Consider the following 23879-nt stretch of genomic DNA (forward strand, 5'->3'; position numbering starts at 1 on the left):
GCTTTACAGTTTCGTCATTCAATTCGCCGATTCCTGTAAAATAAAAAAGGTGACCCGTTTAGAACGGGCCACCTTGGGACACTTACTTCTTGAAGTTTGTGTTTTTGATCCAGTCTTCAAGTTTGTCTTTGAGGACTGTGAATCCTGGAGCTTCTTCTTGCTTGAAGTTTGAAGATGCTTCGTTGCGGCGTGGCGCACGACGAGCTGGCTTCGCAGACTTCTCGCGTTTTGGAGCTTCTTGAGTCGCTTTCATTGAAAGCTTGATTTTTTTAGAAGCTTCGTCCACTTCAAGGATTTTCACTTCAACTTCTTGACCAACTTGAACGTAATCGTTTACGTCTTTTACGTAGTCGTGTGAGATTTCTGAAATGTGTACAAGACCTTGAGTCTCATCGTCGAGTGCTACGAAAGCACCGAAAGGTTGGATTCCTGTTACTTTACCTGTTAATACTTGATCTTTTTCGTATTTTGCCATTACAAACAACTCCTATGCTAAATTCATCAACTTACTATAACATACTTTTTTCGATAAAGTGTAGAATTTAGTAAAAAAGATTATTTTTGACGTGTTGGTATGTTTTAAAGTCGAAGTGCGGGGTAAATACAAATCAAGCAAGACTTCAAGTATTCCCCCCTGATTCCGCTAGGCGACTCGCCTAGCCCTTTTTTTGTTCAAAATGTCGTAAACGGCTTCTGATGACGAATCGGATAGACCGTTTCCCCAGCCATGTCGTTCAAAATGACCGCATTTCGATAGACTGCCATCCCGAGATTCGTCGCAGCCGGACCATGTGAATGCTCTATATTCGTGTGCGTAAACAACTTTCCGCCTAGCGACTCGCTCATGATCACCTCATACGTGTCACGGACTGCCCATTCTCCCTCTACTTCCCATACAACCGGGAGCTGATTGATCCAAGATGGGATCACCGGGCGATACCCCGTCGCCACGACAACGAGATCGTACTCTCTTTCAATCACTTCTCCCGTATACCGTTGGGTTCCTTTCAAACGATGTGTTAACCAATCATAAGAAATCGATTCCACTTCGACCTGTGTCATCATATCAGCCTTCGTCGCTTTCGCTTCTGCCGTCCGATGATACAACGTCTCATAGATCGAGGTCATCGTCTCAGGATTGACACCATGACGGAAACGCTCGAATGACCCGAGTAGCTCTTGCCGAGCGTCGTACGGTAGTTTATGAAAATAATCGACATAATCCACACTAAAAATTTCATCCCCAAGCTTGCCTGCTTCGAGTGACTCAAATTGTTCGGAGCGTGTGATCCAGTCGACGCGTTGTTCATCCGTCGCTTCACGCAACAAGTCCAGAAAGACTTCCGCCGCACTCTGTCCACTCCCGACGACCGCGACACGATATCGGTCTTTGAGGACGTCCCGGTACGTCAAATAATCGCTCGTATGAATGATTTGTTCAAACCCGTCCGGCACGAATGGCGCCGCCCCTGTCCCTAGGACGAGATGTCTTGTATGAACTTGTGTCGATTGCCCGTCCGATTCGACGGTCACGAGGAAGCCCTCTTCTTCCGCTCGGACGTCAGATACATAATGACCGAAACGAATCGTCGACAGTTGGTTAACAACCCACCGCAAATAACGGTTGTATTCCGTTCGAGGAATCTTATCTTGTTCTTGCGTGATAAATGTTTGGAGTCGACCCGTATCACTCAAATAGTTCAGAAAACTCGATGGATGGGTCGGGTCCGCCAATGTGACGAGATCTTGTAAATAATGCGTCTGCATCGTCATCCCTTCAATCAACATGCCTTCATGCCACATCATCTCCGCACGTTGCTCAAAGCAAACCCCATGCAGTTCAGTCTTCTCCGCAAGGGCCATGAGACCAAGATTATACGGACCACACCCGATTGCAACAAAGTCAAATCGTTTCATCATCTTCACCTCGCCCGTCTTTTCCCTTTCGTTATATCGCTAAAACGCCAAAGAACTCTCACGAATGAGAGTCCTTGGCTACGGTGACTTCGAATTGTTTCATGAAACGTTGAATCCGGAGAATCGCTTCTTGTAGTTGTTCGAGCGAAGTCGCATAACTCGCTCGGACGAACCCTTCCCCGCTCTCACCGAAGGCGTTTCCTGGAACAACGGCGACACGTTCTTCGACGAGAAGACGTTCTGCAAATTCTTCACTCGTCAATCCAGTATGTCGAATCGAAGGGAAGGCATAGAATGCTCCGCCTGGCACGTGCGTCGGTAGCCCTGCTTCATTCAACGCTTGAATGAAATAGTTTCGACGTTGACGATAACTTTTCACCATACTCGGCACGTGCTGCTCACGAGTCCGAAGTGCCTCGAGTCCACCGAATTGAACGAGCGTCGGTGCACACATCATGCCGTATTGATGGACCTTTAACATCTCTCGCGTGACGATTTCCGGTGCGCATGTGAAGCCAAGGCGCCATCCAGTCATCGCGAACGCCTTCGAGAAACCGTTGACGACAATCGTCCGGTCTCGCATGTCGTGAAGCGTCGCAAAGCTGACAAATGGTTCGTCGTAACAGAGTTCCGCATAAATCTCATCGCTGACGACCCAAAGGTCATACTTTGTCGCGAGCTCTGCGATTTGTGCGAGTTCATCGCCATTCATCGTGGCGCCCGTCGGATTGGACGGGAAGCAGAGCAAGATCGCTTTCGTCCGTTCTGTGATGGCTTGCTCGACGTCTTCCCGATCGAGTCGAAACCCTTTTTCCGGACGACATGCGACAGGGACGACGGTCCCACCTGCCAACTCGATGAGTGGACCATATGAAACGAATGCCGGTTCGACCACGATGACCTCGTCCCCTGGATTGAGAATGGCACGGAATGCGATGTCGAGCGCCTGCGATGCCCCAGTCGTGACAATCAATTCAGACGTCGGATCATACTCGACTAAAAAGCGTTCTTTCATATAAGTAGCGATCTCTTCGCGCAGCTCGATGAGACCGGCGTTGGCGCTATACGCCGTATAGCCTTCTTCGAGTGCGGCATAGCTCGCTTCTCGCACGTTCCATGGTGTGATGAAATCCGGTTCTCCCACCCCGAGAGAGACCACGTTATCCATCGTCTGTGCTAAGTCAAAGAAACGGCGAATGCCCGATGGCTTCATCGAGACGACTTGATTCGATAAAGACTTCATGGCGTGATGTTCAACCGCTTATCTTCAGTTTGTGGGGTGAACAAGATCCCGTCATGTTTGTACGTCTTCAATTTGAAGTGGGTTGTCGTCGACAAGACCGAATCAAGCGGCGATAGCTTGTCTGAGACAAATGAGGCGACGTCTTGAAGCGAGTTCGCCCGAATGACGACTTGAAGGTCATACGCTCCCGACATCAAATAAAGCGCCGTCACTTCTGGGAAGCGATAAATACGCTCGGCCACGTCGTCAAATCCGCGTCCTCGTTTCGGAGTGACTTTAACGTCAATGAAGGCAGTGACATCGTGACGATTGATTTTTTGCCAATTGACCATGGCACGAAATCCGAGGAGAATCCCGTCTTGCTTGAATTTCTCAAGCATCGATTCAATCGTCTCCTCATCGAGTGCCAACAAATCAGCCAACATCTTCGTCTCGAGATACCCTTTTTCTTCTAACAGCTCTAACAACTCAAGTTCTTTTGATGAATACATACTTATTCTCCTTCCGTTCGACCAGGTAGCACGCCTGTGAACGTTCTCTCTGTCTGTCTCACGAATGCACGTCGTTCCTCCTGAACGATATGGAAATTCTTCATCTCCATGTCTGTCAGACCGTGTTTTTGACAGAAATGATCAAAATAACGACGTCTCGTTTCATCCTGTTTTGCCGACAGGTTATCCGTCCCGTTGAAGGCGTAAAGTACCGTCGCACGCGCCGGGTGTGACACCGTGAATGCATCCATCACCCTCAACAAGAAATCCCAATCCCAGTAGTTATAGACGTCTTCGTCGAATAGACCGATCGTGTCATGAATCGATTTGCGATACATCGTGCCCGAAGGGATGAACGTCGAGTCCTGACGCATCCGCTCTCGATCAAACCCATAAGCGAACGGTTCCCAGTCCGTCACGACACGACGGCCCGCTCTCCATTCGAATCGGAACAGCTCAGCGTCCGAATAGACGAGGTCTGCCTGTTGAAGGTCGCGTAGTCCCTCCTCCAAGTGTGTCGGCATGAGCAAATCGTCATCGTCTAGTAGCAAGATGACATCGCCTCTCGCCTCGAGAACACCACGATTACGGGCCCGGACGTGATGGTTCTCACCCACTTCAATGACACGTGCATCCAATTGATTCAAAAAAGGCGCCAAAAGGTGTTGTTTTGGCGGCCCTTCATTATTCATGACCAAGACCTCAAACTGCTGAAATGTTTGGACCGTTAGACTTTCAAGCAGTTCCGTCAGTTCCGTCTCGCGTTTATAAGCCGGAATGACAATCGAGACAATCGGTTTCATCCGCGATATGCCGTCTCAACGAGTGGAAGAATTGCTTCCCAGCTCACACCGTTCTCCTTTGATACGGTCACAAAGTCACCATAAGCAAAGACACTCTCCACGCCTTCGATTTCAACTAGTTTTGCGAGGAGCGGCTGATTTGTCGCTTCGCCCGCCTTCACACTTTGACTCTTGGCGCCAAACACGTTCTCTGGAAGTGTCACTTTCATCGCATTCGGATTCGGTGTTGGATCAATTCGTAACATTATTGGTTCCTCCTTATAGTTGGCAAGATGACGATACGAGGAGTCGCTGCGCCATCTCGAAAATCTCTGTTTCTGGTGGACACGCATCGAACGCTTCAAGAAGCGTTCGGCGAATCACTTCGGTCAATTGTTCGGGAGAATCGACATAGGTTAATGCCATCATGACTTCATCAAACTCAGGTCCGTATGAACCTGCCCCATAACCGAGTGGGTCCCATGTTAATAATAAGTCTTCTGTACGCACTTGTTAAACCCTTCTTTTCGCTGAAATTCCATGTCCTACTTCACCAATCTACCTTACTTTTTACTCGGATACCAGCCTTGACAAATGGATTCATATTTCTTGATTCATCAGAACACTATATCTAGTATGAAATGAATATGCAGGTATTTTGATAAGTAACGTCAAATACAATCCATTCCACCTCAAACAAACGGATGAAATGTTTCATCAAGAGTGATGAAATCGAATTCATCAATTTGTGAAAAAACAAGCAAAGACAATACATAATTTTTTTTCATCTCAGTTCTCTGTCTCAAATTGGGTCATGAAGCCCTTTTGGAGCAAAAGCAAAAAGGTGACGGGCACATTCCAGAATGTCAAGGATTGAAAAACTAAATATAGGTGTTTTATGATTAAAAAGATAAAAAAGTGTCAATATATAGTTAACGGGTATTTTGATTGTTAACACGATATTGTGACAGGTAAGGAAGTTCTTATTATCCTTTTATAACGTCTACACCATCTAAAGGAGTGATCTATTTTGACATCCCCTATCCACCACGAGACGATGCTACCAGCGGCTCCAACGCTTTCTGACGTCTCTTCTCTTATTCAATCTATCCAGACACGGTATCCTCACTTAAGCGTAGAGCGCTATGAAGAACGGGCTATTCGGGCGCTCGAGACAAAAACGCTAACACAAGATGTAGTATATGACTTATTGACGATGCATGCCCTCGATATGTTGAAAGCCGAAGAACCGGACTGGACGTTCGTGGCAACGGAAATGTACTTGAACCGCCTCTATCTTGAAGCGGCACGCAACCGCGGTTACGAAGCATCTATGCGTTATGGTAACTTCTATCAACTGGTCGAGACGTTAACATCAAAACGAATTTTCACGTCAGCTCTTCTCGATACGTATTCAAAAGAAGACATGGACCATCTCGAAACATTGATCGATCCATCCCGTGACCGTCTCTTCACATATATCGGACTCCGCACGTTGTCGGACCGCTATCTTGGGCGCGATCATGTGAAGAACCTTTATGAGCTTCCACAGGAGCGCTTCATGGTCATCGCAATGACGCTCATGCAAAAAGAAGACGAGACGACTCGCTTGAAGCTCGTCGAAGAAGCTTATTGGGCTTTATCAAACCTTTATATGACGGTCGCGACACCAACGTTGTCAAACGCCGGCAAATCATATGGACAGCTCAGCTCTTGTTTCATTGATACAGTCGACGACTCTCTCCGTGGCATCTATGATTCGAACACCGATGTGGCGACACTCTCAAAAGGTGGCGGCGGAATCGGTGTCTACCTCGGGAAAATCCGTTCACGCGGTAGTGACATCAAAGGATTCAAAGGCGTCTCAAGTGGTGCTCTTCCTTGGATGAAGCAGTTGAATAACACAGCCGTCTCGGTCGACCAACTCGGTATGCGTCAAGGCTCTATTGCCGTCTATTTAGACATTTGGCATAAGGACATCTTCGAATTTCTCGACGCGAAATTGAACAACGGGGATGAGCGCCTCCGGACACACGACTTGTTCACAGGCGTCTGCCTCCCAGATCTCTTCATGCGTACGGTCGAGGCACGCGGCGACTGGTACTTGTTCGATCCACACGAGATTCGTACCGTGATGGGATATAGCCTTGAAGACTATTTTGACGAATCAGAGAACGGTGGAAGCTTCACAGAGAAATATATGGAATGTGTCAACACGCCAGAATTATCTCGTGTGACAGTTCCAGCCATCGACCTTGTAAAACGTTACATGCGCTCACAACTTGAAACAGGTACACCATATATGTTCTTCCGAGACGCAGTGAACCGCGCAAACCCAAACAAACATGCAGGGATGATTTACAGTTCAAACCTTTGTTCCGAAATCGCGCAAAACATGTCGGCAACGACAATCGAAGAAGAATACACACAAGACGGAAAAATCGTCATCACAAAGACACCTGGTGATTTCGTCGTCTGTAACTTGAGTTCAATCGCACTTGCTCGTGCCGTGAAAGCCGATGTGCTCGAACGACTCATCCCGATTCAAATGCGTATGCTCGATAACGTCATCGATTTGAATACGATCGAAGTTCCACAGGCGATGATCACGAACCAGAAGTATCGTGCAGTCGGTCTAGGAACGTTCGGTTGGCATCACTTGCTCGCACTAGAAGGAATCCGTTGGGAATCGGTCGATGCCGTTCAATATGCAGAGAAACTCTATGAAAAAATCGCGTATCTCACAATCCAAGCATCGATGGAACTCGCCAAAGAAAAAGGAGCATTCGGCGTCTTCGAAGGTTCAGAATGGCATACAGGCGAATACTTCAAGCGCCGGAACTATCGTTCACACGACGACCTCGATTGGGACGGTCTCGCAGCAGAAGTACATCAAAACGGCGTCCGTAACGCCTATATGATGGCCGTTGCACCAAACTCATCGACGGCGATTATCGCTGGTAGTACCGCATCGATTGACCCGGTCTACAAAAAGGTCTACTCAGAAGAGAAGAAAAACTATAAGATTCCAGTCACGGTTCCCGACTTGACGCCGGACACGAACTGGTTCTATAAATCAGCATTTGAAATTGATCAATTATGGAGCATCCGTCAAAACGCGGCTCGCCAGCGCCACATCGACCAAGCAATCAGCTTCAACTTATACGTGAAGAACGATGTAAAAGCGACAGAGCTTCTTGCGATGCACCTCGAGGCATGGTCTCTTGGCATGAAGTCGATTTACTACACTCGTTCGACGACCGTCGAAGTCGACGAATGTGAGTCGTGCGCTTCGTAAACCGTCGTCATAATCATTATGTACATTTTATAGAAAGGTGGTCCACCCTATGAACATCGCAATCATCTGTCATTCGATGAGTGGAAACACGGAAGAAGTGGCATCGCTCATCGAATCGACACATCATCGCCGTGGCGATACGGTCGTCCGCTATGATGCCGATCGCGTCGGATATCGCGAAGCAAAGTCGCTCGCTTCGTTCGACCTCGTCTATTTCGGCTCTTACACGTGGGCAGACGGAATCTTACCAGACGAAATGAAAGATACGTTCCGCCTCGTGTTAAAGGAACTCCAAGTGCCGATTCGACAAGCTGCGGTATTCGGAACCGGTGACAAGATGTTTGTACATTTCTGTCGCGCTGTTGACGAGATGGCGTACCACCTTTCAAAATACGGAATCCCACTTGCCGGGGAACTGCTTAAAATCGAGCAGTCCCCACGTAACCAACCGTTCAACGTCCAACATTGGGCAGAGCGGATGGCTCACCATGTAGAAGAAGGAGTTATGCATCATGTCGATTCAGAAAATCAAATTATTGTCGCCCAAACATCCTAACCGGGCAACCGCCATCATTGGCGGGGAAACGAGTTCGATCGTCAATTGGAACGATATCGCGTATCCTCAGTTCTATACCATTTACAAACAGTTATTATCGAACTTTTGGATTCCTGATGAGATCTCAATGTCTAAGGATATGCAACAATGGCCGCAATTGACTGAACGTGAACAGGATGCATTCAAACGGATCATCGGACTGCTCTCGATTCTCGACTCGGTCCAGACACGATACATCCTCGAGTCTTCTATGTTCTCATCTGACTCGTCTGTACACGCCGTTCTCGCGGTCATCGCACAACAAGAGGTCGTGCACAATCAATCATACAGCTATGTCCTATCAAGTCTCGTGCCACTCGCTGAACAAAATCGAATCTTTGACATCGCCAAAGATGATGAAATGGTCATGAAGCGCAATCAATTCATCTTGGACTTATATGAAGCGTTCCGCGAGACTCCGAACGCTGAAAACTTTGCGAAATCACTCGTTGCATCCGTCATTCTAGAAGGCATCAACTTCTATTCAGGATTCGCTTATTTCTACAATCTCGCCCGCCACCAAAAGATGGTCGGTACATCCACGATGATCAGTTATATCCAACGTGATGAGATGCAACATTCTTACTTCATCAGCCAGCTCTTACGTGCCGTGCTGACAGAAAATCCGAAGATTGATGAAAACGGAAAGTTCAGTCAGTTCGTATACGACACGATGGCAGAAGCGGTCGACCTTGAGATCGAGTGGTGTGAATACGTTCTCCGTGACCTCGATGGACTCGACGTCAGTGAAATGCGAGACTACGTCAAATACTTGGCGAATAAACGCCTCCGCGTCATCGGTCTGAATGACTTGTATGAAGGATTTGACGAAGATGTCATGCCTTGGATCCGGGCATACTCAGATGACTCGCTCAATGCGACAAAATCTGATTTCTTCGAACAAAAGTCACGTTCTTATGCGAAAGTGACAGACGCGAACGGATTTGATGATCTATAAAATTGAACCGAACCGATTTAATCGGTTCGGTTTTTTGTACATCGAAAAAACCCAGACAATCATGTCTGGGTTAATTCAAATCAATAATAAGTCTGAACATATTTGGCAATTCCTTCAGCCACACCTTCCGCCATTTGCTGACGAGACGTGTTACTTCGAAGGTAAGTCAAATCTGTTGGTGATGAGATAAATCCTAATTCGACGAGTGCAGATGGCATTGTATTATACGTAATAACGTAATAATTAGCTGTTTTCACTCCTCGGTTCGACATTCCACTCATTTTACCCGCCAAGTTGCTTTGAATGTTTGAAGCAAGGACACGACTTCGAGCGCTGTGCGCAGACTGAGAAGAAAAGAACGTTTCTACCCCTTTCGCAGATGATGAACCGGCTGCGTTGACGTGCATACTTACAAACAAATCACCACGTAACGACTTCGCTGCAGCAACTCGCTGATCTAGAGTCAAATAGACATCAGTCGAACGAGTGAGACGTACATTGTAATCATATTTTGAGCGAAGATAAGCTTCTACACGTTTCGTTACATCGAGTACAATCGTTTTCTCATAGAGAGATCCATTAACTGCTCCCGAGTCTTTTCCACCGTGTCCTGGATCAAGGACGATGACTGTTCCAGTCGATGTGCTCGGCTTAGATGTCATCACGAATGCTGAAGAAATGAAAGCATCTTGTCCGTTGAACTTGATTTTATGGAAACCATTGGTTGTCCCATAATGTAAAACAGCTGTTCCGTGATTGAGTTGACCAACCACATTCGAATCAAGACTCGCTTTCGAACGAACGTTCAATACATCACCTGGTGTGTTGATGTATACCGTACCTTTTGGTGCAGCTTCCGGCGCAGCCGGGGCTTTCCCTTTCGTCAACCACGAACTCGCTGTGTAGTAGACTTTCGAGCCGATCTGAACAGTCGACCAACTCGAATTGTACGCTTTGTATGAAACAGCCGTGTATTTCGGAAGAACCATGAGGACTTCCGAACTCTGATGGGTTTTTCCAAACAAGTTTACTGTACGGTTAGCATACCCTTGCGTGAGTCCATCATCTGGTTTCGTTGTCGTCGGAGGTTCTGTCGACGTTTTCGAAGTAGAGATCCAAGCTGTCGGTGTGTAATACGTTTCACTTCCGAGATAGACAATCGACCAACTCGAGTTGTATTTGCTCGAGACGACAGCCGTGTTCACGGGAAGTATCTTCTTCACCGCCGACCGTTGATTCCGCTCAGCGAAGAGTTTCAGCTCCCGGTTTGCATACCCGTCTTTTTTCTCTACACTGCTATCCAATGTACCTTCTGTAATGCCCCAAGTCGGTGTGTAGTACGTTTCGTTCCCGATATAAACAATCGACCAGCTCGAATTATATTTGCTCGAGACGACAGCCGTATGTTTCGGAAGAACTTTCTGCACTTTCGAACGTTGGTTGCGTTCAGCGAACAACTTCAACTCACGGTTCGCGTAGCCATTTGTCCGCTCCACATTCGATTCTGTCAGTTTCGGTGCGATGTAAGCTTTTGCGGCATAGTACGTCTTGCCATTTAGGTAGACTTTTGCCCAAGAAGAATTATGAACGGCATACTTCACTTCCGTCCCCTTCTTCAACGTGGTCACAATCGTCGCCGATCGATGGGACGTGACGCGAACGTTTAAATTCGCAGTCGTCACTCCAGTAGACGTTGCCGCCTGCGTCGTTAACGAACTTGAAGTGGATGAAAGTTTTCGAATGTACTGGGCCGAGGCATAGTATGTACGATTGTTTACATACACTTTGAGCCATGACTGATTATACGTTCCATACTTTACTTTCGTGCTTTTTGGTAATGTTTTCACTACCTTCCCACTCAGACTAGGGGATGTACGAATGTTCAAATTGACAGTCGTCTCTCCATCATAAGTTGCAGCTTCGACAGATGGAAGTTGCATCCCTAACAAGAGGACCGTTAAGATGAGGGCAACTTTCAATAGTTTCATTTTCATCCAAAATATTCCTTTCTCATTGCGGCATTTCCTACTAACAACAATTTCATATTAGCATAATACTTTTTTAAAAAAAGTAAATATTTGAAAAAAAAGATGAATGTTTTTGATAAAAAGGTAAATGTTTTTATTTTGCTGGTCGGATAATCAGAAACGTCTCCGTTCCGTAATCTTCGATGGCGACAGTAAAGCCTTCTTTAACGAAAGGATTCTCTATACCAATCAATCCATCTCGTCTCTGTTGAATCACAAATCCATCCAGTCCTTCAATCGCTGCAATGCGATAAAACCGCTCGACATGTTGTTCTCGTTCTATATATCGGTCGAATCGCTCAAATGATTTAACTGGGACCCCGCCCCAATAGCGACCTGGCTGATGCGATAAATAAGTACGCACCGATGTCTCCGTGATCGGGTCCGGCGTGTGGTCAAATCGTCCGAAGTCCCGGGCCGACTTCTCTTCGATGAGGGCAAAGAGTGAATCGAACAGATTGAGATAGTAAGACGCTCCAAGAGACAAAACGGCACGCTGCAATTGCTCGATATGATGCTGTAGTGATTGACCTTTACGGTTCGGTTTTAACTTCTTATCGCCTTCATAAGCGTTCAAAATCCGCGCCACTTCTCCTGCCTCTTCAACAATTTGAAAATACAGCTTCTCTTTCGATTCTCCTCCCTCCGCCTCTGGTTGCTGCAATGCAATCGCATACTGGTTTGCTAGACACGTGGAGATCACTAGTACATCAAGTAACTCCTCTTTCAACTCATCCCGCGCCTCTCTCCTTAACGCGCCCCCTACTTCTCCTACCTCTTCTAACAATCGTGCTAGCCCGGATAAAGGTCTCCAGTAACCACCTAAATGAAGAATCATCGTATCGATTTTCTGTTGAACTTCTCTCACGTTCATTCACCTATCTTTCTGCTTTATTTACCGCTTACATGATATACTATGCTCAACCTAGTTGTCCGGAAAGGGTGGGTTCCACATGTCGTCGGCAAGACTTTGGCAATTGCTTCGATTCATTCTCGTCGTTATCGGTTTCTTTTTAATCACTTGGCTATTGAATATACTTTTCGAATATACATATCCGTTCGTATTTGCCTTGCTCTTGTCCTTGATGACCGTCCCGCTCGTCAACTTTTTCGAGCGAAAATCAAATATGCCTCGTGCACTCGGCACTCTCATTTCCTTGATCATCGTGCTTAGCATCGTCGTCGGAATCATCACCATCGTCATCATCCAATTGATTCATTATGCAACGGTGGCAGCGGAACGACTCCCTGAACAAATTGAGACACTCACCGAGTTTATCCAACGACTGTTCAATGAAAAAATCGCACCGCTCGTCAATGATGCATACCAGAGCTATCAGCAGTTAAATCCCGGACAGACGACCTCGCTCGAGGGAGGAATCACCGAGCTCGGTGTCCAACTCGCCTCAGCGATTGGTGTCTTGTCCCGCGGAGTGGCCAGTGTGCTACAAAACATGTTAGCAGCGCTTCCGCTCGTCTTGTTGCTCGTGGTCGTCATTGTCCTCGCCTGGTTCTTCATCACAAAGGATTGGCCATCATACGTCAACTCACTGAATCGTCTGAACAAACGAAAAGGATTCAAAGAATTCGAGGAAGTGATGATCAACCTCAAGTCTGCCCTATTTGGATACGTCCGTGCCCAGTTCACGCTCATCTCCATCACATTCGGGATCGTCTTGATCGGAATGCTCATCCTCCGTGTTGACAACCCGCTCTCTTTCGCTTTACTCGCGGGGTTCTTTGACCTCTTGCCTTATTTGGGGGTCGGTACGCTACTTATTTCTTGGGCCGCCTATGCCGCGGTGACAGGTGATTGGTTCGTGGCCATCGGATTGGTCGTGTTGTATATCATCGTCATCGTCCAACGCAACTTGGCTGAACCGAAAATTGTCGGTTCCCATATCGGATTGAATCCACTGGTCGCACTCATCTCCATCTTCGTTGGATTAAAGCTATTCGGTGTACTCGGCTTTATCGTCGGGCCCGTACTCGCCGTCCTGTTGAAAGCCGTATACAATGCCAAAGTGTTTCATTACATATGGCGATTTATCGTCGGTCCGCCTACGACGACAGCAAAAGAGCGATGAAATGTTGATTTCATCGCTCTTTTTTCATTTGAGGTACAGCCACTACGGGTTGATCGGATTCTGCCGGCTGAAGCGAGAGACCACTTGTCCCCGCTTCATAGGCAGCTACCGCCAAGATGCACGCATCGATAATATCGTCGATTTGGACGTTCGACATCTTCCATTTCCATGGAGAACTTTTCGAGTATTGCCGAAGTAACTCGATTCGCTCATCCTGCCCTTCGACCGTCTTTTTCGAATGACTTGCCTCATGTCCCATCATGACCGAGAAACAAACTTCCGGATGTGATTCGTAAACGTCAGATGCCTTCACCTGCTGAAACTCACGGATCCGGGGAACAAGATTCCACGCTTGTTTACTAATTCCTTTGCCAACCAACGCCCGACTCCTTTCATTCGCTTCCTCATAAGTCGCTTCTTGCAACACCTCTTGAATCGGCGGAGTGAAGACGGACGACTTTCGTTGGCTGAGTCGGCAACGCATCCACGCATCGCATTCGCGGCTCGGATGGTCGACCGTTCCTAAATCTTTCGGCATATCCACAAAATGCATGGCACCATCAATCAGCAACTCCTCCAACGTCTCCGAAATCGTTAAACAAAGTGAGATGCTGTCATATGTGATCCGTACCCAGCCGCCACGTGCACCATCAATTCCTACTCCTACCATGTCGTACCTCCTGTAACATCATCAACACGCCAAATACGGCGAGAAACACTGTACTCCCTAACCAAATACGGTTCGGCCAAACCGTGTAGCATAGGCCACACAGAATCGCCAAACCGATTACGCCACCTGCTCTTACCGCTCCCACGATTCAATCATCCGTGCGAGGGTTCGAACCATGACACCCGTCGGCCCCTTCGGACCGAGGTCATTCGCTGCCGCTCGTTCGCTCGTTCCTGCAATATCGAGATGTAGCCATGGTGTATCGCCGACAAACTCACCGACAAATGCGCCACCAAAAATCATATGCCCGAAACGACCTGGTGAGTTGTTCAAGTCGGCAACTTCCGATTTTCTCACCTTGTCGATGAAGACATCGAAATATGGCATCTGCCACACGAGTTCGTTCGTCTCACGGCTCGCCTCTTCAAGAGAACGATAGAGGGTATCGTCGTTCGTTAGACAGCCCGTCACGTCTGTCCCGAGGGCGACGAGAACGCCACCTGTGAGCGTAGCCACATCGATGATGGCTTTTGGTTCATACGTTTTCGCAAACGTGACCGCATCCGCTAATACAAGACGTCCTTCTGCATCCGTGTTCAATACTTCGATCGTCTTTCCATTCATGGCCGTGATCACATCATCTGGTTTGAACGCATCTCCAGAAATCATATTGTCGGTCGCACCGATGATGCCAATCACGTTCCGTTTTGGTCGCGTCAATCCGAGGGTCTCGAACAATCCGAGGACGGTAGCAGCGCCACCCATATCTCCTTTCATCCCGACGATGCCATCTTTCGGCTTAATTGAATAGCCGCCTGTGTCGAACGTGACACCCTTCCCGACAACGGCAATCGGAGCTTCTTCTGCCCCACGATACTCGAGTACAATCAATTTTGGAGGAATCGTCGACCCTTGGTTGACTGCGAGCAATGCCCCCATACCTAGTCCTTCCATCTCTTCTTTTTCAAGAATACGGTATTTGAAATCATGACGTTTCGCCAACTCAACCGCGTAATCCGCTAACGTCTCCGCTGTCAAAATATTGGCCGGCATCATCGTCAACGTTCGAGCGACATTGACCCCTTTCCCATAAGCCACACCCGCATCGATATCCGTCTGGTCCACGTCACCGAGCAACGTGATCGTCGGTTCTTCGACCGTTTCATTTGGAGCAGACTTATATGTAGGATGGGCATAGGTCGCCATTTCATACGCTTCTGTGAATATGCGTGCGGCACCATCCGTAAACGTATCAAGCGCTACGGCGACGTCCTTCAATCCACGTGACTTGATCAGTTTCGAGACTTTCCCGAACCAATTCCGAACATTCTCGGTCGTCATGTCATTTCGTTGACCAAGTCCGACAAATAAAACACGGGTCGTCTCACCGGCGAATGTCGGAAGGATTGTCACTTCCCCCGTCTTCGTAGAGAGGTCTCCTGATTGAATAAGCGCTTTGACGCGTCCATCAAACAATGTGTCGAGTCCCTCATCGATAGAATCAGCCGCTCCAATTCCGACGACGATTGTCTCGTAAGAATCGGTCCAATTTAATTGAGCAATTTGATACATATTGCCACTTCCCTTCTATATATATGGTAAGCATAACGAACTTCTCCAAAATAATGAAATAGTATGCGTAAGAGTCAAGAAATCTTCGAATTCATGGGCTATCTCCTCGTTGTGACGTTGTTTTATTTTATGATAGGATAAGAAAGTACGCAATCGGGCTTCTCTTCATCGTGAAGTGAGGCCAATTTGACTGGTCGAGGCTTCCCCTAGTCGTAGACCGTTGCTACTTTAACTTTCTCCGTTCTCGTTAATTCTTTTTTCTTTTCGGGTATGAAGTAACGAGGCAGGAAAGTACACTATTTCTTTGAAAAGAGGGACTACGCTTATGTCACACATTAAAGGTATTGGTGCATCTGCAGGAATTGCAGTTGCAAAAGCATTCGTCATGGAGACACCTTCATTCGATATCCCATCACACAAGATTGAAGATGTCGCTGCAGAAAAGGCTCGCTTCCAAGATGCGATCGCACAATCTAAAACGGAGCTTGAAGCCATTCGCGAACATACACTTCGTGAGCTCGGTCCAGACAAAGCCGAGATTTTCTCAGCTCACCTTTTAATCGTTGAGGACCCAGAAATCGTATCGCAAGTGAACGACAAAATTGAAAGCGAAAACATGAACGCAGCGAAGGCACTTGACGAAGTCGCCCAAACGATGATCATGATTTTCGAATCAATGGATAACGAATACATGCGCGAACGTGCAGCTGATGTTCGTGACGTCACAAAACGTGTCATGGCTCACATTCTCGGAGTGACATTCGTGACTCCAGCTTCGATTTCAGAAGAAGTCATCATCATTGCCGAAGATTTGACACCATCAGACACGGCACAACTTAACCGTAAATACGTCAAAGGATTCGCGACGAACATCGGCGGACGTACGTCTCACTCTGCCATCATGTCACGCTCACTTGAAATTCCGGCAGTAGTTGGAACAAAAGTGGCCCTTGAAGAAATCAAAAACGGTGACCTCGTCATCATCGACGGAACAGAAGGTGACGTCTTCGTCAACCCTTCAGAAGATCTCGTCAAAGAATACGAAGGCAAACGTGCTGATTTTGAAGCGTACAAAGAAGAGTTGAAGCAACTCGTCAACGAAGAGTCAATCACAGCGGACGGTCACAAAGTGAAGCTTGCTGCGAACATCGGGACACCGAACGACCTCGAAGGCGTTTTGAAAAACGGTTCAGATGCAATCGGGCTCTATCGTACGGAGTTCCTATATATGGACTCTGAAACGTTCCCGACTGAAGAAGAGCAATACACAGCTTACAAAACGGTTCTTGAAGGCATGGAAGGCAAGCAAGTCGTCATCCGTACACTCGACATCGGTGGCGACAAAGAGTTGTCATACCTTGACCTCCCGAAAGAAATGAACCCGTTCCTCGGCTATCGTGCCATCCGCCTTTGCCTTGAGGAAACAGATTTGTTCCGCACACAACTTCGTGCCCTTCTCCGCGCCTCAGCTCACGGGAACCTCGCCATCATGTTCCCAATGATTGCGACACTCGAAGAGTTCCGCGCGGCGAAAGCCCTTCTTCTCGAAGAAGAAGCGAAGTTGAAAGAAGAAGGAATCGAAGTCGGACAATATGAGACTGGAATGATGGTTGAAATTCCATCAACGGCTGTCATGGCGAAACAATTCGCAAAAGAAGTCGACTTCTTCTCAGTCGGAACGAACGACTTGATTCAATACACGATGGCGGCTGACCGGATGAACGAAAAAGTTTCTTACTTGTACCAACCGTTCAACCCTGCCATCTTGAACCTTCTCCACAATGTCATCACTGAAGCACACAAAGCTGGCAAATGGGTCGGCATGTGTGGAGAGATGGCTGGAGAAGAACTCGCGATTCCAATCCTTCTCGGTCTTGGTCTCGACGAATTCTCGATGTCCGCTTCAAGCGTCCTTCGTGCGCGTAGCCTCGTGAAACGCTTGACGAAGTCGGAAACAGAAGCAATCGTCAACGAAGTCCTCAACATGGACACAGCTGAAGAAGTCGTGAACTTCCTTAGCGAAAAGTTCGACATTAAGAAATAATGGCAAAAGTCCTTCTCTCACTCGAGAGAAGGACTTTTTTATATACTGCATTAGAAATCAAAATCATCTGGGTCTGGACCGACACGTTGATATCGGTCGAGTGAGTCGATTCGTTCCATTTGATCTTTGGTCAATTCAAAGTCATGAACATCGAAGTTTTCTGCGATTCGATGTGGTTTGATGGATTTTGGAATAATCACCCATCCCGTTTGGAGATGCCACCGTAACAACACCTGGGCGACGGAACGATCGACTTCCTTTGCGACCTCTACTAAAGTCTGCTCTTCGAACAACCCTCCCTGCATAAGCGGTGCCCAAGCGACCGGTACGATGCCGTGCTCGCTCATATACGATGCTAACTCGGTTTGACGAAGCAACGGATGCCGTTCAACTTGGTTCACGGCTGGAACGAGGTCACTGTTTGCAGCCAATGTCTCGAGGTGATGGACTTGGAAGTTACTCACCCCGACTGCCCCGACACGTCCCTCTCGATACAACGTTTCGAGGGCACGCCAACTCTCGACCATCTTGTCTTCCACCGGCCAATGAATCAAATACAAATCTAACTGTTCCAACCCAAGACGAACGAGTGACGCCTCGTAGGCGGAGATGGCAGCATCGTAACCTTGATCAGCGTTCCATAGTTTCGATGTGATAAATAAATCTTCCCGGGAAATATTTGCGATTTCCATTCCTTTTCGGATTCCGTCACCGACCCCCTCTTCATTCTCATAAACGGCTGCCGTATCGATATGACGGTATCCTTGACGAATCGCCTCGACGACGGCATCCATGACTGTATCCCCATCTTTAACTTTGAAGACGCCAAGTCCAATAGTAGGAATGGCTTTCTGACCGTGATTCAATTGTATGGATTGTTTCATTTGTACCCCTTCTTTCGTGAGAATTCTCCTTCACTATAAGGGGGATTCTCCTTTTCCGGAATAAGGCACATTGAAGTAACTACACAAATCGAGCCGCCCCATGATAGGAGCGGCTCGTAATCATTTATTCTGGTCCTCTGTCATCGGCTCTAAAGTCGAGCGCTTCACCCGCGACGACAGTCTCACCGAATGGTACGACGACGACTTTTCCGTCCCCGTTCGTCCAAATGATTGGTGTAATCAGTGACGGCACTTTATCACGAATCGCGCTGAGGTCGACTTCGAGAAGGACGTCTCCCGCTTCGACCCGGGCGCCTTCTTCGACTCTCGCTGTGAATCCTTCCCCTTTCAGGTTGACCGTATCGAGACCGACGTGGATCAATAGTTCACGTCCATCGTCAGCCAAAATGCCAATCGCATGTTTCGTCGGGAAGAATGTCGTGATTTGACCGGTCACCGGCGAAACGACCTGTCCGGAACTTGGTTCAATCGCAAACCCTTCTCCCATCATGCGACCCGAGAAGACTTGATCCGGCACATCATCAAGTGATAACAGGACACCAGACATCGGAGCCAAGAAGCGATGATCGGCTTGTTCAGCCGCTTCCGGTGTAATGACTGCCTTCTCTACTTTTTCTTTCGGTTTGTATTCGCCACCTTCGATGATGGTCGCGATTTGTGATTTGAGCGTGTCCGATTTTGGTCCGAAGATGGCTTGGATATTGTCTCCTACTTCAAGGACACCAGCGGCACCGAGCGTTTTTAGAAGGTCTTTGTCAACTTGTTTCACGTCATTGACGGTGACACGAAGTCGCGTGATACATGCATCTAAATGTTTAATGTTTTCAGGACCACCGAGTCCGACGAGCACTTCATATGGCAAGTCGTCCCCAATCCCCGCTTTGTCCCCTTTCGTGCCAGTCTGCACGTCACGTCCAGGAATTTTCAGGTCAAACTTCGTAATAGCGAACCGGAATCCAAAGTAGTAGATGACCGCAAAGACGAGACCAACCGGGATGACGAGCCACCAGGCCGTCCGGTTCGGCAGGACCCCGAAGAGCAGATAGTCAATGAGACCACCAGAGAAGGTCATCCCAATCTTGACGTTCAGTAAATGCATCGTCATGAAGGAGAGACCGGCAAAGACGGCGTGAATTCCGAAGAGAAGTGGTGCAACGAAAACGAATGAGAATTCGACTGGTTCTGTGATCCCTGTCAAGAATGACGTAAGGGCAGCCGAGAAATAGAGACCCTCGACGTCTTTCCGCCGTTCTTTCGGAACCGTGTGGAACATGGCGAGACAGGCTGCTGGTAAGCCGAACATCATGAACGGGAATTTCCCGGTCATGTACGTACCGGCTGTGAATTCCACGCCGTCACGCAGTTGTGCGAAGAAGATCCGCTGGTCACCTTGTACGAGATCACCTGCTTGGTTCGTATACTCCCCGAATTGGAACCAGAATGGAGAATACCAAATATGGTGAAGACCGAACGGAATCAAGGAACGTTCTACTAATCCAAAGATGAATGCTGATAAGGCAACGTTTGCCTCGATGACCGTACTTGAGAACGTGTTGATCACATTCCCAATCGGTGGCCATATATATGCGAGCGCAATCCCGATAATCAAACTGAATGCGGCCGTCGCAATCGGGACGAACCGCTTCCCTGCAAAGAACCCTAAGAAATCTGGCAACTTGATGTTGAAATACTTGTTGTACGCATAGGCTGCAACAAGACCTGCGATAATCCCCCCGAATACCCCCATTTGGAGTGTCGGAATACCGAGAACGGTGGCATACTGCGGATCACCTTGAGCGATTTCCGCGGTAATCCCATTCCATGTGCTAATGACTTTGTTCATGATCAAATAACCGACAATGGCTGCTAGACCAGCAACCCCGTCCCCGTTCGCCAGGCCGATCGCGACCCCGACGGCAAACAGTAACCCTAAGTTTGCGAAGACGATGTCCCCGGCATCTGTCATGACTTGCCAAATCAGGACAAGTGAGTCATTCGCCAGAAACGGGAGCAATTCAACGAGGTCCGGGTTTTGGAATGCGGTACCAAACGCCAAGAGAAGACCGGCTGCCGGTAAGATCGCAACCGGAAGCATGAGTGCTTTCCCGATCCGTTGTAAAACGCCAAACACTTTCTTCCACATCATGGTTCCCTCCTTTGTCAGAATACTTACTTTTTCCCTCTAACGTTTGGATGAAACCGTTTCATATAAAAGAAAAAGACCAACCCCGAAGGATTGGTCTAGGTCATCAATTAGTTGACTTTCTTTTCGTTACCTGAAGCGATGACCGCTTGGATTTCTGATTTCAATGCGTCCGAACGTGGTCCGAAGATTGCTTGAATGTTGTTACCAACTTCAAGGACACCAGAAGCGCCAAGTCGTTTTAACTCATCTTTGTTTACGTTTGCTTTGTCTTTAACTTCGACACGAAGACGTGTGATACATGCATCGAGGTGTTTGATGTTTTGTGAGCCACCAAGACCGACGAGGATATCTTGTGCAAGTTCCGAACCAGTAGCTGTTGATTGTTCAACAACCTCATCTTCACGACCTGGAGTTTTAAGGTTGAACTTACGGATAACGAAGCGGAATCCGAAGTAGTAAATAACCGCGAACACGAGACCGACTGGAATAACGAGCCACCAAGCCGTACGACCTGGAAGAACACCGAAGAGCAAGAAGTCGATCAAACCACCCGAGAACGTCATCCCGATTTTCACGTTCAAGATGTGCATTGTCATGAATGAAAGACCTGCGAATACCGCGTGTACTGCGAAGAGAAGTGGTGCTACGAACAAGAATGAGAACTCGATTGGTTCTGTGATACCAGTCAAGAACGATGTAAGGGCAGCAGAAGCCAAGAGACCACCGACAACCGCTTTACGCTCAGGACGTGCTTCGTGATACATTGCGAGTGCTGCTGCAGGAAGACCGAACATCATGAACGGGAATTTACCAGTCATGAACGTACCTGCTGTCAATTCAGCACCATCACGAATTTGTGCGAAGAAGATCGCTTGGTCACCACGTACAACATTACCCGCTGCATCTGTGTATGAACCGAATTCAAACCAGAACGGTGAGTAGAAGATGTGGTGAAGACCGAATGGAATCAATGAACGTTCGATTAAACCGAAGATGAACGCTGCGAATGTACGGTTTTCATTCAACATGAAGTTTGAGAATGAGTTCAATCCGTGCTGAACTGGTGGCCATACTAATAGTAAAACGAAACCAGCAACGACGGCTGCAACTGCTGTTACGATTGGAACGAAACGTTTACCAGCGAAGAAACCAAGGAACTGTGGCAATTCGATATTGAAGTACTTGTTATAGGCCCATGCGGCGATGAGACCCATGATGATCCCTCCGAATACCCCTGTTTGGAGCGTTGGGATACCGAGTACGTTCGCGTAAGCCGGGTCACCTTGTGCCAATACTTCAGGTGTGAGTTCGAGCCAAACACCCATGACTTTGTTCATGATCAAGAATCCAACGATTGCCGCAAGTCCGGCTACGCCGTCACCTGCTAAACCGATGGCGACACCGACTGCGAACAAGAGCGCCAAGTTCGAGAAGATGATTCCACCTGCTTGCTCCATCAATTGAGCGAATTTCACGACGCCTTCGTTCGTTAACCAACCAGCGCGTGATGTAAGTTGTGGGTTTTGCATTGCGTTACCGAACGCAAGAAGAAGACCGGCTGCCGGCAAGATCGCAACAGGAAGCATAAGTGCTTTACCGACTTTTTGAAGAACACCAAAGATCTGCTTAAACATCAACATTTCCTCCTTTTTTTAAGTACGTATAAACAATATGATAGCGGCGTAGATGTCAGACAACCGACGTATCTAAACGTTTTCATAAATCACGTTTATAAAAACAGAAAAGGCATGAATAAGGATAGAACGTAGACCTCTCCCAATGGAGACATCACATAACGTTCCACTCCTTACTCATGCCTGATCGAATCAGTAACACGTAAGACACGTGGTATCATTTATCTACTTGTTAGGCGCTGGAGATGCATCGTCAAATATGTCGCTTCACCTCGTGGGACAGGACGCTTTAATTCGCGTTCCATGATGCCCATCAGCTCCCAAGCAGTACTATAGCATAGCGGATATTCGTCGCGCAACACCTTTTCAATTTTTTGTGGTGCCTCGACCGTCTCACCTGTCGCGACCCGCTCAACGGCGTACCTTAAGTGCCGAAGTAAGCGCTTATAATCGAGTGATGTCCGGTCCATTTTCACGTTCAAATGACTCTCAATCGTCTGAACAATTTGCCCGATGATTTGATTATGACGGTTGACCTCGAGGACGTTTTTGAACGTCGTCGCCGAGTGAATATGAAGGGCGATAAACCCTGTTTCCGCATCCGGGAGCAAAACGTTCAATCGTTCATGAAACATATCGACGATCCGTTCCGCGAGCGCAAACTCGTTTGGATAGAGCGATTCCGTTTCAAGTAAAAACGGATTCGTCACTTCCATCCCTTGTTCGATTCGCTTCATCGTGAAGAACAAGTGATCCGTCAAACCGATATGGATGTGCTCATCGACTTTCTTGCCCGTACTCGTCTCAATGAAGCAGACAATCTCTTGCATGAACGCAATGAAGTCCTCGTCGACATGTTTGACGAGTTCTTGATATTGAGATTGCTCTTCTTTATCTGTCAGTTGATACACTTTCTCCGGGACGCTGGCCGGGTCGACGAGGTCGCCTGGTTTTTTGCCAAAGCCAATCCCCTTCCCGAGTAGAATGACTTCCGGATCCGTATCATGTTGACAAATGACAACGCTATTATTCAACACTTTTTTGATCGTATACATCGGTAATGTCATTCGCATCGCATCCCTTACTAAAAATCGTTTCGCTATCTAGTATATCGGTTCATGCCCTAAAAAAGTAGGGACAAAACAAAAAAGGCGAACATTTCTGTCGCCAATTAAAACATTGAATAACCGCTCTTTCGTAAGAAACGAATCGTCACACCAGCTAGAATTGCACCGAGCAATCCAAAGCCGAGCATGAATAAATCGAGAAGTTGCAACCCGACGAGTCCTTCATAGACACTCGTAAGCGCGGTCGATGTCTCGGTCACGTAACTCGAAAGTTTGACATTATCAATCATCATGATGACAAAAATTGGATAAATGAACACGAGTGTCCATGTCTTTTTAAGTAACATATTCAAGATGAAGCCGATACTGAAAAAAATCGTCATATATAAAACGGCTCCAATGACTGCTTGGATAATATGCATGTGTTGCCCCCCTTGTCCGCT

General features: G+C 47.6%; 20 protein-coding genes and 1 pseudogene. 5 read left to right on the forward strand and 16 right to left on the reverse strand.

Going from position 1 to position 23879, the window contains the following annotated elements:
- Nucleotides 1–82 precede the first annotated feature (82 nt).
- The 7 genes from yugI to BV910_RS10220 all read right to left on the reverse strand — a co-directional run bounded on the left by yugI (nucleotide 83) and on the right by BV910_RS10220 (nucleotide 4943).
- The gene (gene yugI / locus BV910_RS10190) at nucleotides 83–475 is read right to left on the reverse strand and encodes a S1 domain-containing post-transcriptional regulator GSP13 (protein ID WP_074033496.1); all 393 of its coding nucleotides are present in this window, start codon (nucleotides 473–475) and stop codon (nucleotides 83–85) included.
- Nucleotides 476–672: 197 nt separating this feature from the next.
- Nucleotides 673–1917: a lysine N(6)-hydroxylase/L-ornithine N(5)-oxygenase family protein gene (locus BV910_RS10195; RefSeq protein WP_168169848.1), complete on the reverse strand. Its 1245-nt coding sequence runs from the start codon at nucleotides 1915–1917 to the stop codon at nucleotides 673–675.
- Nucleotides 1918–1975: 58 nt separating this feature from the next.
- A complete protein-coding gene (locus tag BV910_RS10200) occupies nucleotides 1976–3160 on the reverse strand; it encodes an aminotransferase (protein WP_078147233.1) in 1185 nt (394 codons plus the stop codon).
- Nucleotides 3157–3651, reverse strand: coding sequence for an Lrp/AsnC family transcriptional regulator (locus BV910_RS10205; RefSeq protein ID WP_012726802.1), 495 nt, complete (start codon nucleotides 3649–3651; stop codon nucleotides 3157–3159). Before BV910_RS10205 ends, BV910_RS10200 begins: the two co-directional genes overlap by 4 nt.
- Nucleotides 3652–3653: 2 nt before the next feature.
- A complete protein-coding gene (locus BV910_RS10210; protein ID WP_078147234.1) occupies nucleotides 3654–4454 on the reverse strand; it encodes a glycosyltransferase family 2 protein in 801 nt (266 codons plus the stop codon).
- A complete protein-coding gene (locus tag BV910_RS10215; RefSeq protein WP_078147235.1) occupies nucleotides 4451–4699 on the reverse strand; it encodes a NifU N-terminal domain-containing protein in 249 nt (82 codons plus the stop codon). Before BV910_RS10215 ends, BV910_RS10210 begins: the two co-directional genes overlap by 4 nt.
- A 13-nt stretch (nucleotides 4700–4712) precedes the next feature.
- On the reverse strand, nucleotides 4713–4943 hold the full coding sequence (locus tag BV910_RS10220; protein WP_074036415.1) for a DUF1871 family protein: 231 nt from the start codon (nucleotides 4941–4943) through the stop codon (nucleotides 4713–4715).
- 532 nt (nucleotides 4944–5475) lie between these two features.
- Here BV910_RS10220 and BV910_RS10225 point away from each other — a divergent pair.
- The 3 genes from BV910_RS10225 to BV910_RS10235 are packed head-to-tail and all read left to right on the forward strand — an operon-like array spanning nucleotide 5476 to nucleotide 9284.
- Complete coding sequence (locus BV910_RS10225; protein WP_371328165.1) at nucleotides 5476–7731, forward strand: ribonucleoside-diphosphate reductase subunit alpha; 2256 nt, start codon at nucleotides 5476–5478, stop codon at nucleotides 7729–7731.
- A 49-nt stretch (nucleotides 7732–7780) separates the two neighbouring features.
- The gene (locus BV910_RS10230; RefSeq protein WP_012726807.1) at nucleotides 7781–8287 is read left to right on the forward strand and encodes a flavodoxin domain-containing protein; all 507 of its coding nucleotides are present in this window, start codon (nucleotides 7781–7783) and stop codon (nucleotides 8285–8287) included.
- Nucleotides 8244–9284, forward strand: coding sequence for a ribonucleotide-diphosphate reductase subunit beta (locus BV910_RS10235; RefSeq protein ID WP_074036411.1), 1041 nt, complete (start codon nucleotides 8244–8246; stop codon nucleotides 9282–9284). Before BV910_RS10230 ends, BV910_RS10235 begins: the two co-directional genes overlap by 44 nt.
- Before the next feature lie 80 nt (nucleotides 9285–9364).
- Here BV910_RS10235 and BV910_RS10240 read toward each other — a convergent pair whose 3' ends face one another.
- Nucleotides 9365–11278 (reverse strand): N-acetylmuramoyl-L-alanine amidase family protein, encoded by a 1914-nt coding sequence (locus BV910_RS10240; RefSeq protein WP_078147237.1) that lies wholly within the window; start codon nucleotides 11276–11278, stop codon nucleotides 9365–9367.
- 127 nt (nucleotides 11279–11405) lie between these two features.
- The gene (locus tag BV910_RS10245; protein ID WP_078147238.1) at nucleotides 11406–12185 is read right to left on the reverse strand and encodes a nucleotide pyrophosphohydrolase; all 780 of its coding nucleotides are present in this window, start codon (nucleotides 12183–12185) and stop codon (nucleotides 11406–11408) included.
- 79 nt (nucleotides 12186–12264) lie between these two features.
- On the opposite strand from BV910_RS10245, the gene ytvI reads away from it, so the two are divergent.
- A complete protein-coding gene (ytvI, locus tag BV910_RS10250; protein ID WP_078147239.1) occupies nucleotides 12265–13398 on the forward strand; it encodes a sporulation integral membrane protein YtvI in 1134 nt (377 codons plus the stop codon).
- A 10-nt stretch (nucleotides 13399–13408) separates the two neighbouring features.
- Here ytvI and BV910_RS10255 read toward each other — a convergent pair whose 3' ends face one another.
- Nucleotides 13409–14068 carry a DUF429 domain-containing protein gene (locus tag BV910_RS10255; protein ID WP_078147240.1) on the reverse strand — a complete coding sequence of 220 codons (660 nt, stop codon included), beginning with the start codon at nucleotides 14066–14068 and terminating at the stop codon, nucleotides 13409–13411.
- A 132-nt stretch (nucleotides 14069–14200) separates the two neighbouring features.
- Entirely contained in the window at nucleotides 14201–15640 is a 1440-nt protein-coding gene (locus BV910_RS10260; RefSeq protein ID WP_078147241.1) for a leucyl aminopeptidase, read from the reverse strand.
- A 325-nt stretch (nucleotides 15641–15965) separates the two neighbouring features.
- On the opposite strand from BV910_RS10260, the gene ptsP reads away from it, so the two are divergent.
- Nucleotides 15966–17684, forward strand: coding sequence for a phosphoenolpyruvate--protein phosphotransferase (gene ptsP, locus BV910_RS10265; protein WP_078147242.1), 1719 nt, complete (start codon nucleotides 15966–15968; stop codon nucleotides 17682–17684).
- Nucleotides 17685–17734: 50 nt separating this feature from the next.
- Here the strand turns inward: ptsP and BV910_RS10270 are convergent, their stop codons facing one another.
- The 5 genes and pseudogenes from BV910_RS10270 to BV910_RS10290 all read right to left on the reverse strand — a co-directional run bounded on the left by BV910_RS10270 (nucleotide 17735) and on the right by BV910_RS10290 (nucleotide 23858).
- A complete protein-coding gene (locus BV910_RS10270; protein ID WP_078147243.1) occupies nucleotides 17735–18568 on the reverse strand; it encodes an aldo/keto reductase in 834 nt (277 codons plus the stop codon).
- Nucleotides 18569–18692: 124 nt separating this feature from the next.
- A complete protein-coding gene (gene ptsG, locus BV910_RS10275; protein ID WP_078147244.1) occupies nucleotides 18693–20732 on the reverse strand; it encodes a glucose-specific PTS transporter subunit IIBC in 2040 nt (679 codons plus the stop codon).
- A 137-nt stretch (nucleotides 20733–20869) separates the two neighbouring features.
- A pseudogene (gene ptsG / locus BV910_RS10280) lies at nucleotides 20870–22369 on the reverse strand (glucose-specific PTS transporter subunit IIBC); the annotation flags it as partial.
- A gap of 221 nt (nucleotides 22370–22590) precedes the next feature.
- The gene (gene glcT, locus BV910_RS10285) at nucleotides 22591–23436 is read right to left on the reverse strand and encodes a glucose PTS transporter transcription antiterminator GlcT (RefSeq protein WP_078147246.1); all 846 of its coding nucleotides are present in this window, start codon (nucleotides 23434–23436) and stop codon (nucleotides 22591–22593) included.
- Between the two features lie 104 nt (nucleotides 23437–23540).
- Nucleotides 23541–23858 carry a YuiB family protein gene (locus BV910_RS10290; protein WP_047795135.1) on the reverse strand — a complete coding sequence of 106 codons (318 nt, stop codon included), beginning with the start codon at nucleotides 23856–23858 and terminating at the stop codon, nucleotides 23541–23543.
- Nucleotides 23859–23879: the final 21 nt, after the last annotated feature.

It is taken from the genome of Exiguobacterium sp. HVEsp1 (assembly GCF_002009685.1).
GTDB classification, from domain to species: Bacteria; Bacillota; Bacilli; order Exiguobacteriales; family Exiguobacteriaceae; genus Exiguobacterium; species Exiguobacterium profundum.

Coding starts and splice junctions, on each gene's coding strand:
- ytvI (WP_078147239.1), top strand. CDS start 12,265: ATGTCGTCGGCAAGACTTTGGCAATTGCTTCGATTCATTCTCGTCGTT.
- BV910_RS10230 (WP_012726807.1), top strand. CDS start 7,781: ATGAACATCGCAATCATCTGTCATTCGATGAGTGGAAACACGGAAGAA.
- yugI (WP_074033496.1), bottom strand. CDS start 475: ATGGCAAAATACGAAAAAGATCAAGTATTAACAGGTAAAGTAACAGGA.
- BV910_RS10200 (WP_078147233.1), bottom strand. CDS start 3,160: ATGAAGTCTTTATCGAATCAAGTCGTCTCGATGAAGCCATCGGGCATT.
- BV910_RS10215 (WP_078147235.1), bottom strand. CDS start 4,699: ATGTTACGAATTGATCCAACACCGAATCCGAATGCGATGAAAGTGACA.
- ptsP (WP_078147242.1), top strand. CDS start 15,966: ATGTCACACATTAAAGGTATTGGTGCATCTGCAGGAATTGCAGTTGCA.
- ptsG (WP_078147244.1), bottom strand. CDS start 20,732: ATGTGGAAGAAAGTGTTTGGCGTTTTACAACGGATCGGGAAAGCACTC.
- BV910_RS10270 (WP_078147243.1), bottom strand. CDS start 18,568: ATGAAACAATCCATACAATTGAATCACGGTCAGAAAGCCATTCCTACT.
- BV910_RS10195 (WP_168169848.1), bottom strand. CDS start 1,917: ATGAAACGATTTGACTTTGTTGCAATCGGGTGTGGTCCGTATAATCTT.
- BV910_RS10260 (WP_078147241.1), bottom strand. CDS start 15,640: ATGTATCAAATTGCTCAATTAAATTGGACCGATTCTTACGAGACAATC.
- glcT (WP_078147246.1), bottom strand. CDS start 23,436: ATGACATTACCGATGTATACGATCAAAAAAGTGTTGAATAATAGCGTT.
- BV910_RS10210 (WP_078147234.1), bottom strand. CDS start 4,454: ATGAAACCGATTGTCTCGATTGTCATTCCGGCTTATAAACGCGAGACG.
- BV910_RS10235 (WP_074036411.1), top strand. CDS start 8,244: ATGTCGATTCAGAAAATCAAATTATTGTCGCCCAAACATCCTAACCGG.
- BV910_RS10290 (WP_047795135.1), bottom strand. CDS start 23,858: ATGCATATTATCCAAGCAGTCATTGGAGCCGTTTTATATATGACGATT.
- BV910_RS10245 (WP_078147238.1), bottom strand. CDS start 12,185: ATGAACGTGAGAGAAGTTCAACAGAAAATCGATACGATGATTCTTCAT.
- BV910_RS10255 (WP_078147240.1), bottom strand. CDS start 14,068: ATGGTAGGAGTAGGAATTGATGGTGCACGTGGCGGCTGGGTACGGATC.
- BV910_RS10240 (WP_078147237.1), bottom strand. CDS start 11,278: ATGAAAATGAAACTATTGAAAGTTGCCCTCATCTTAACGGTCCTCTTG.
- BV910_RS10205 (WP_012726802.1), bottom strand. CDS start 3,651: ATGTATTCATCAAAAGAACTTGAGTTGTTAGAGCTGTTAGAAGAAAAA.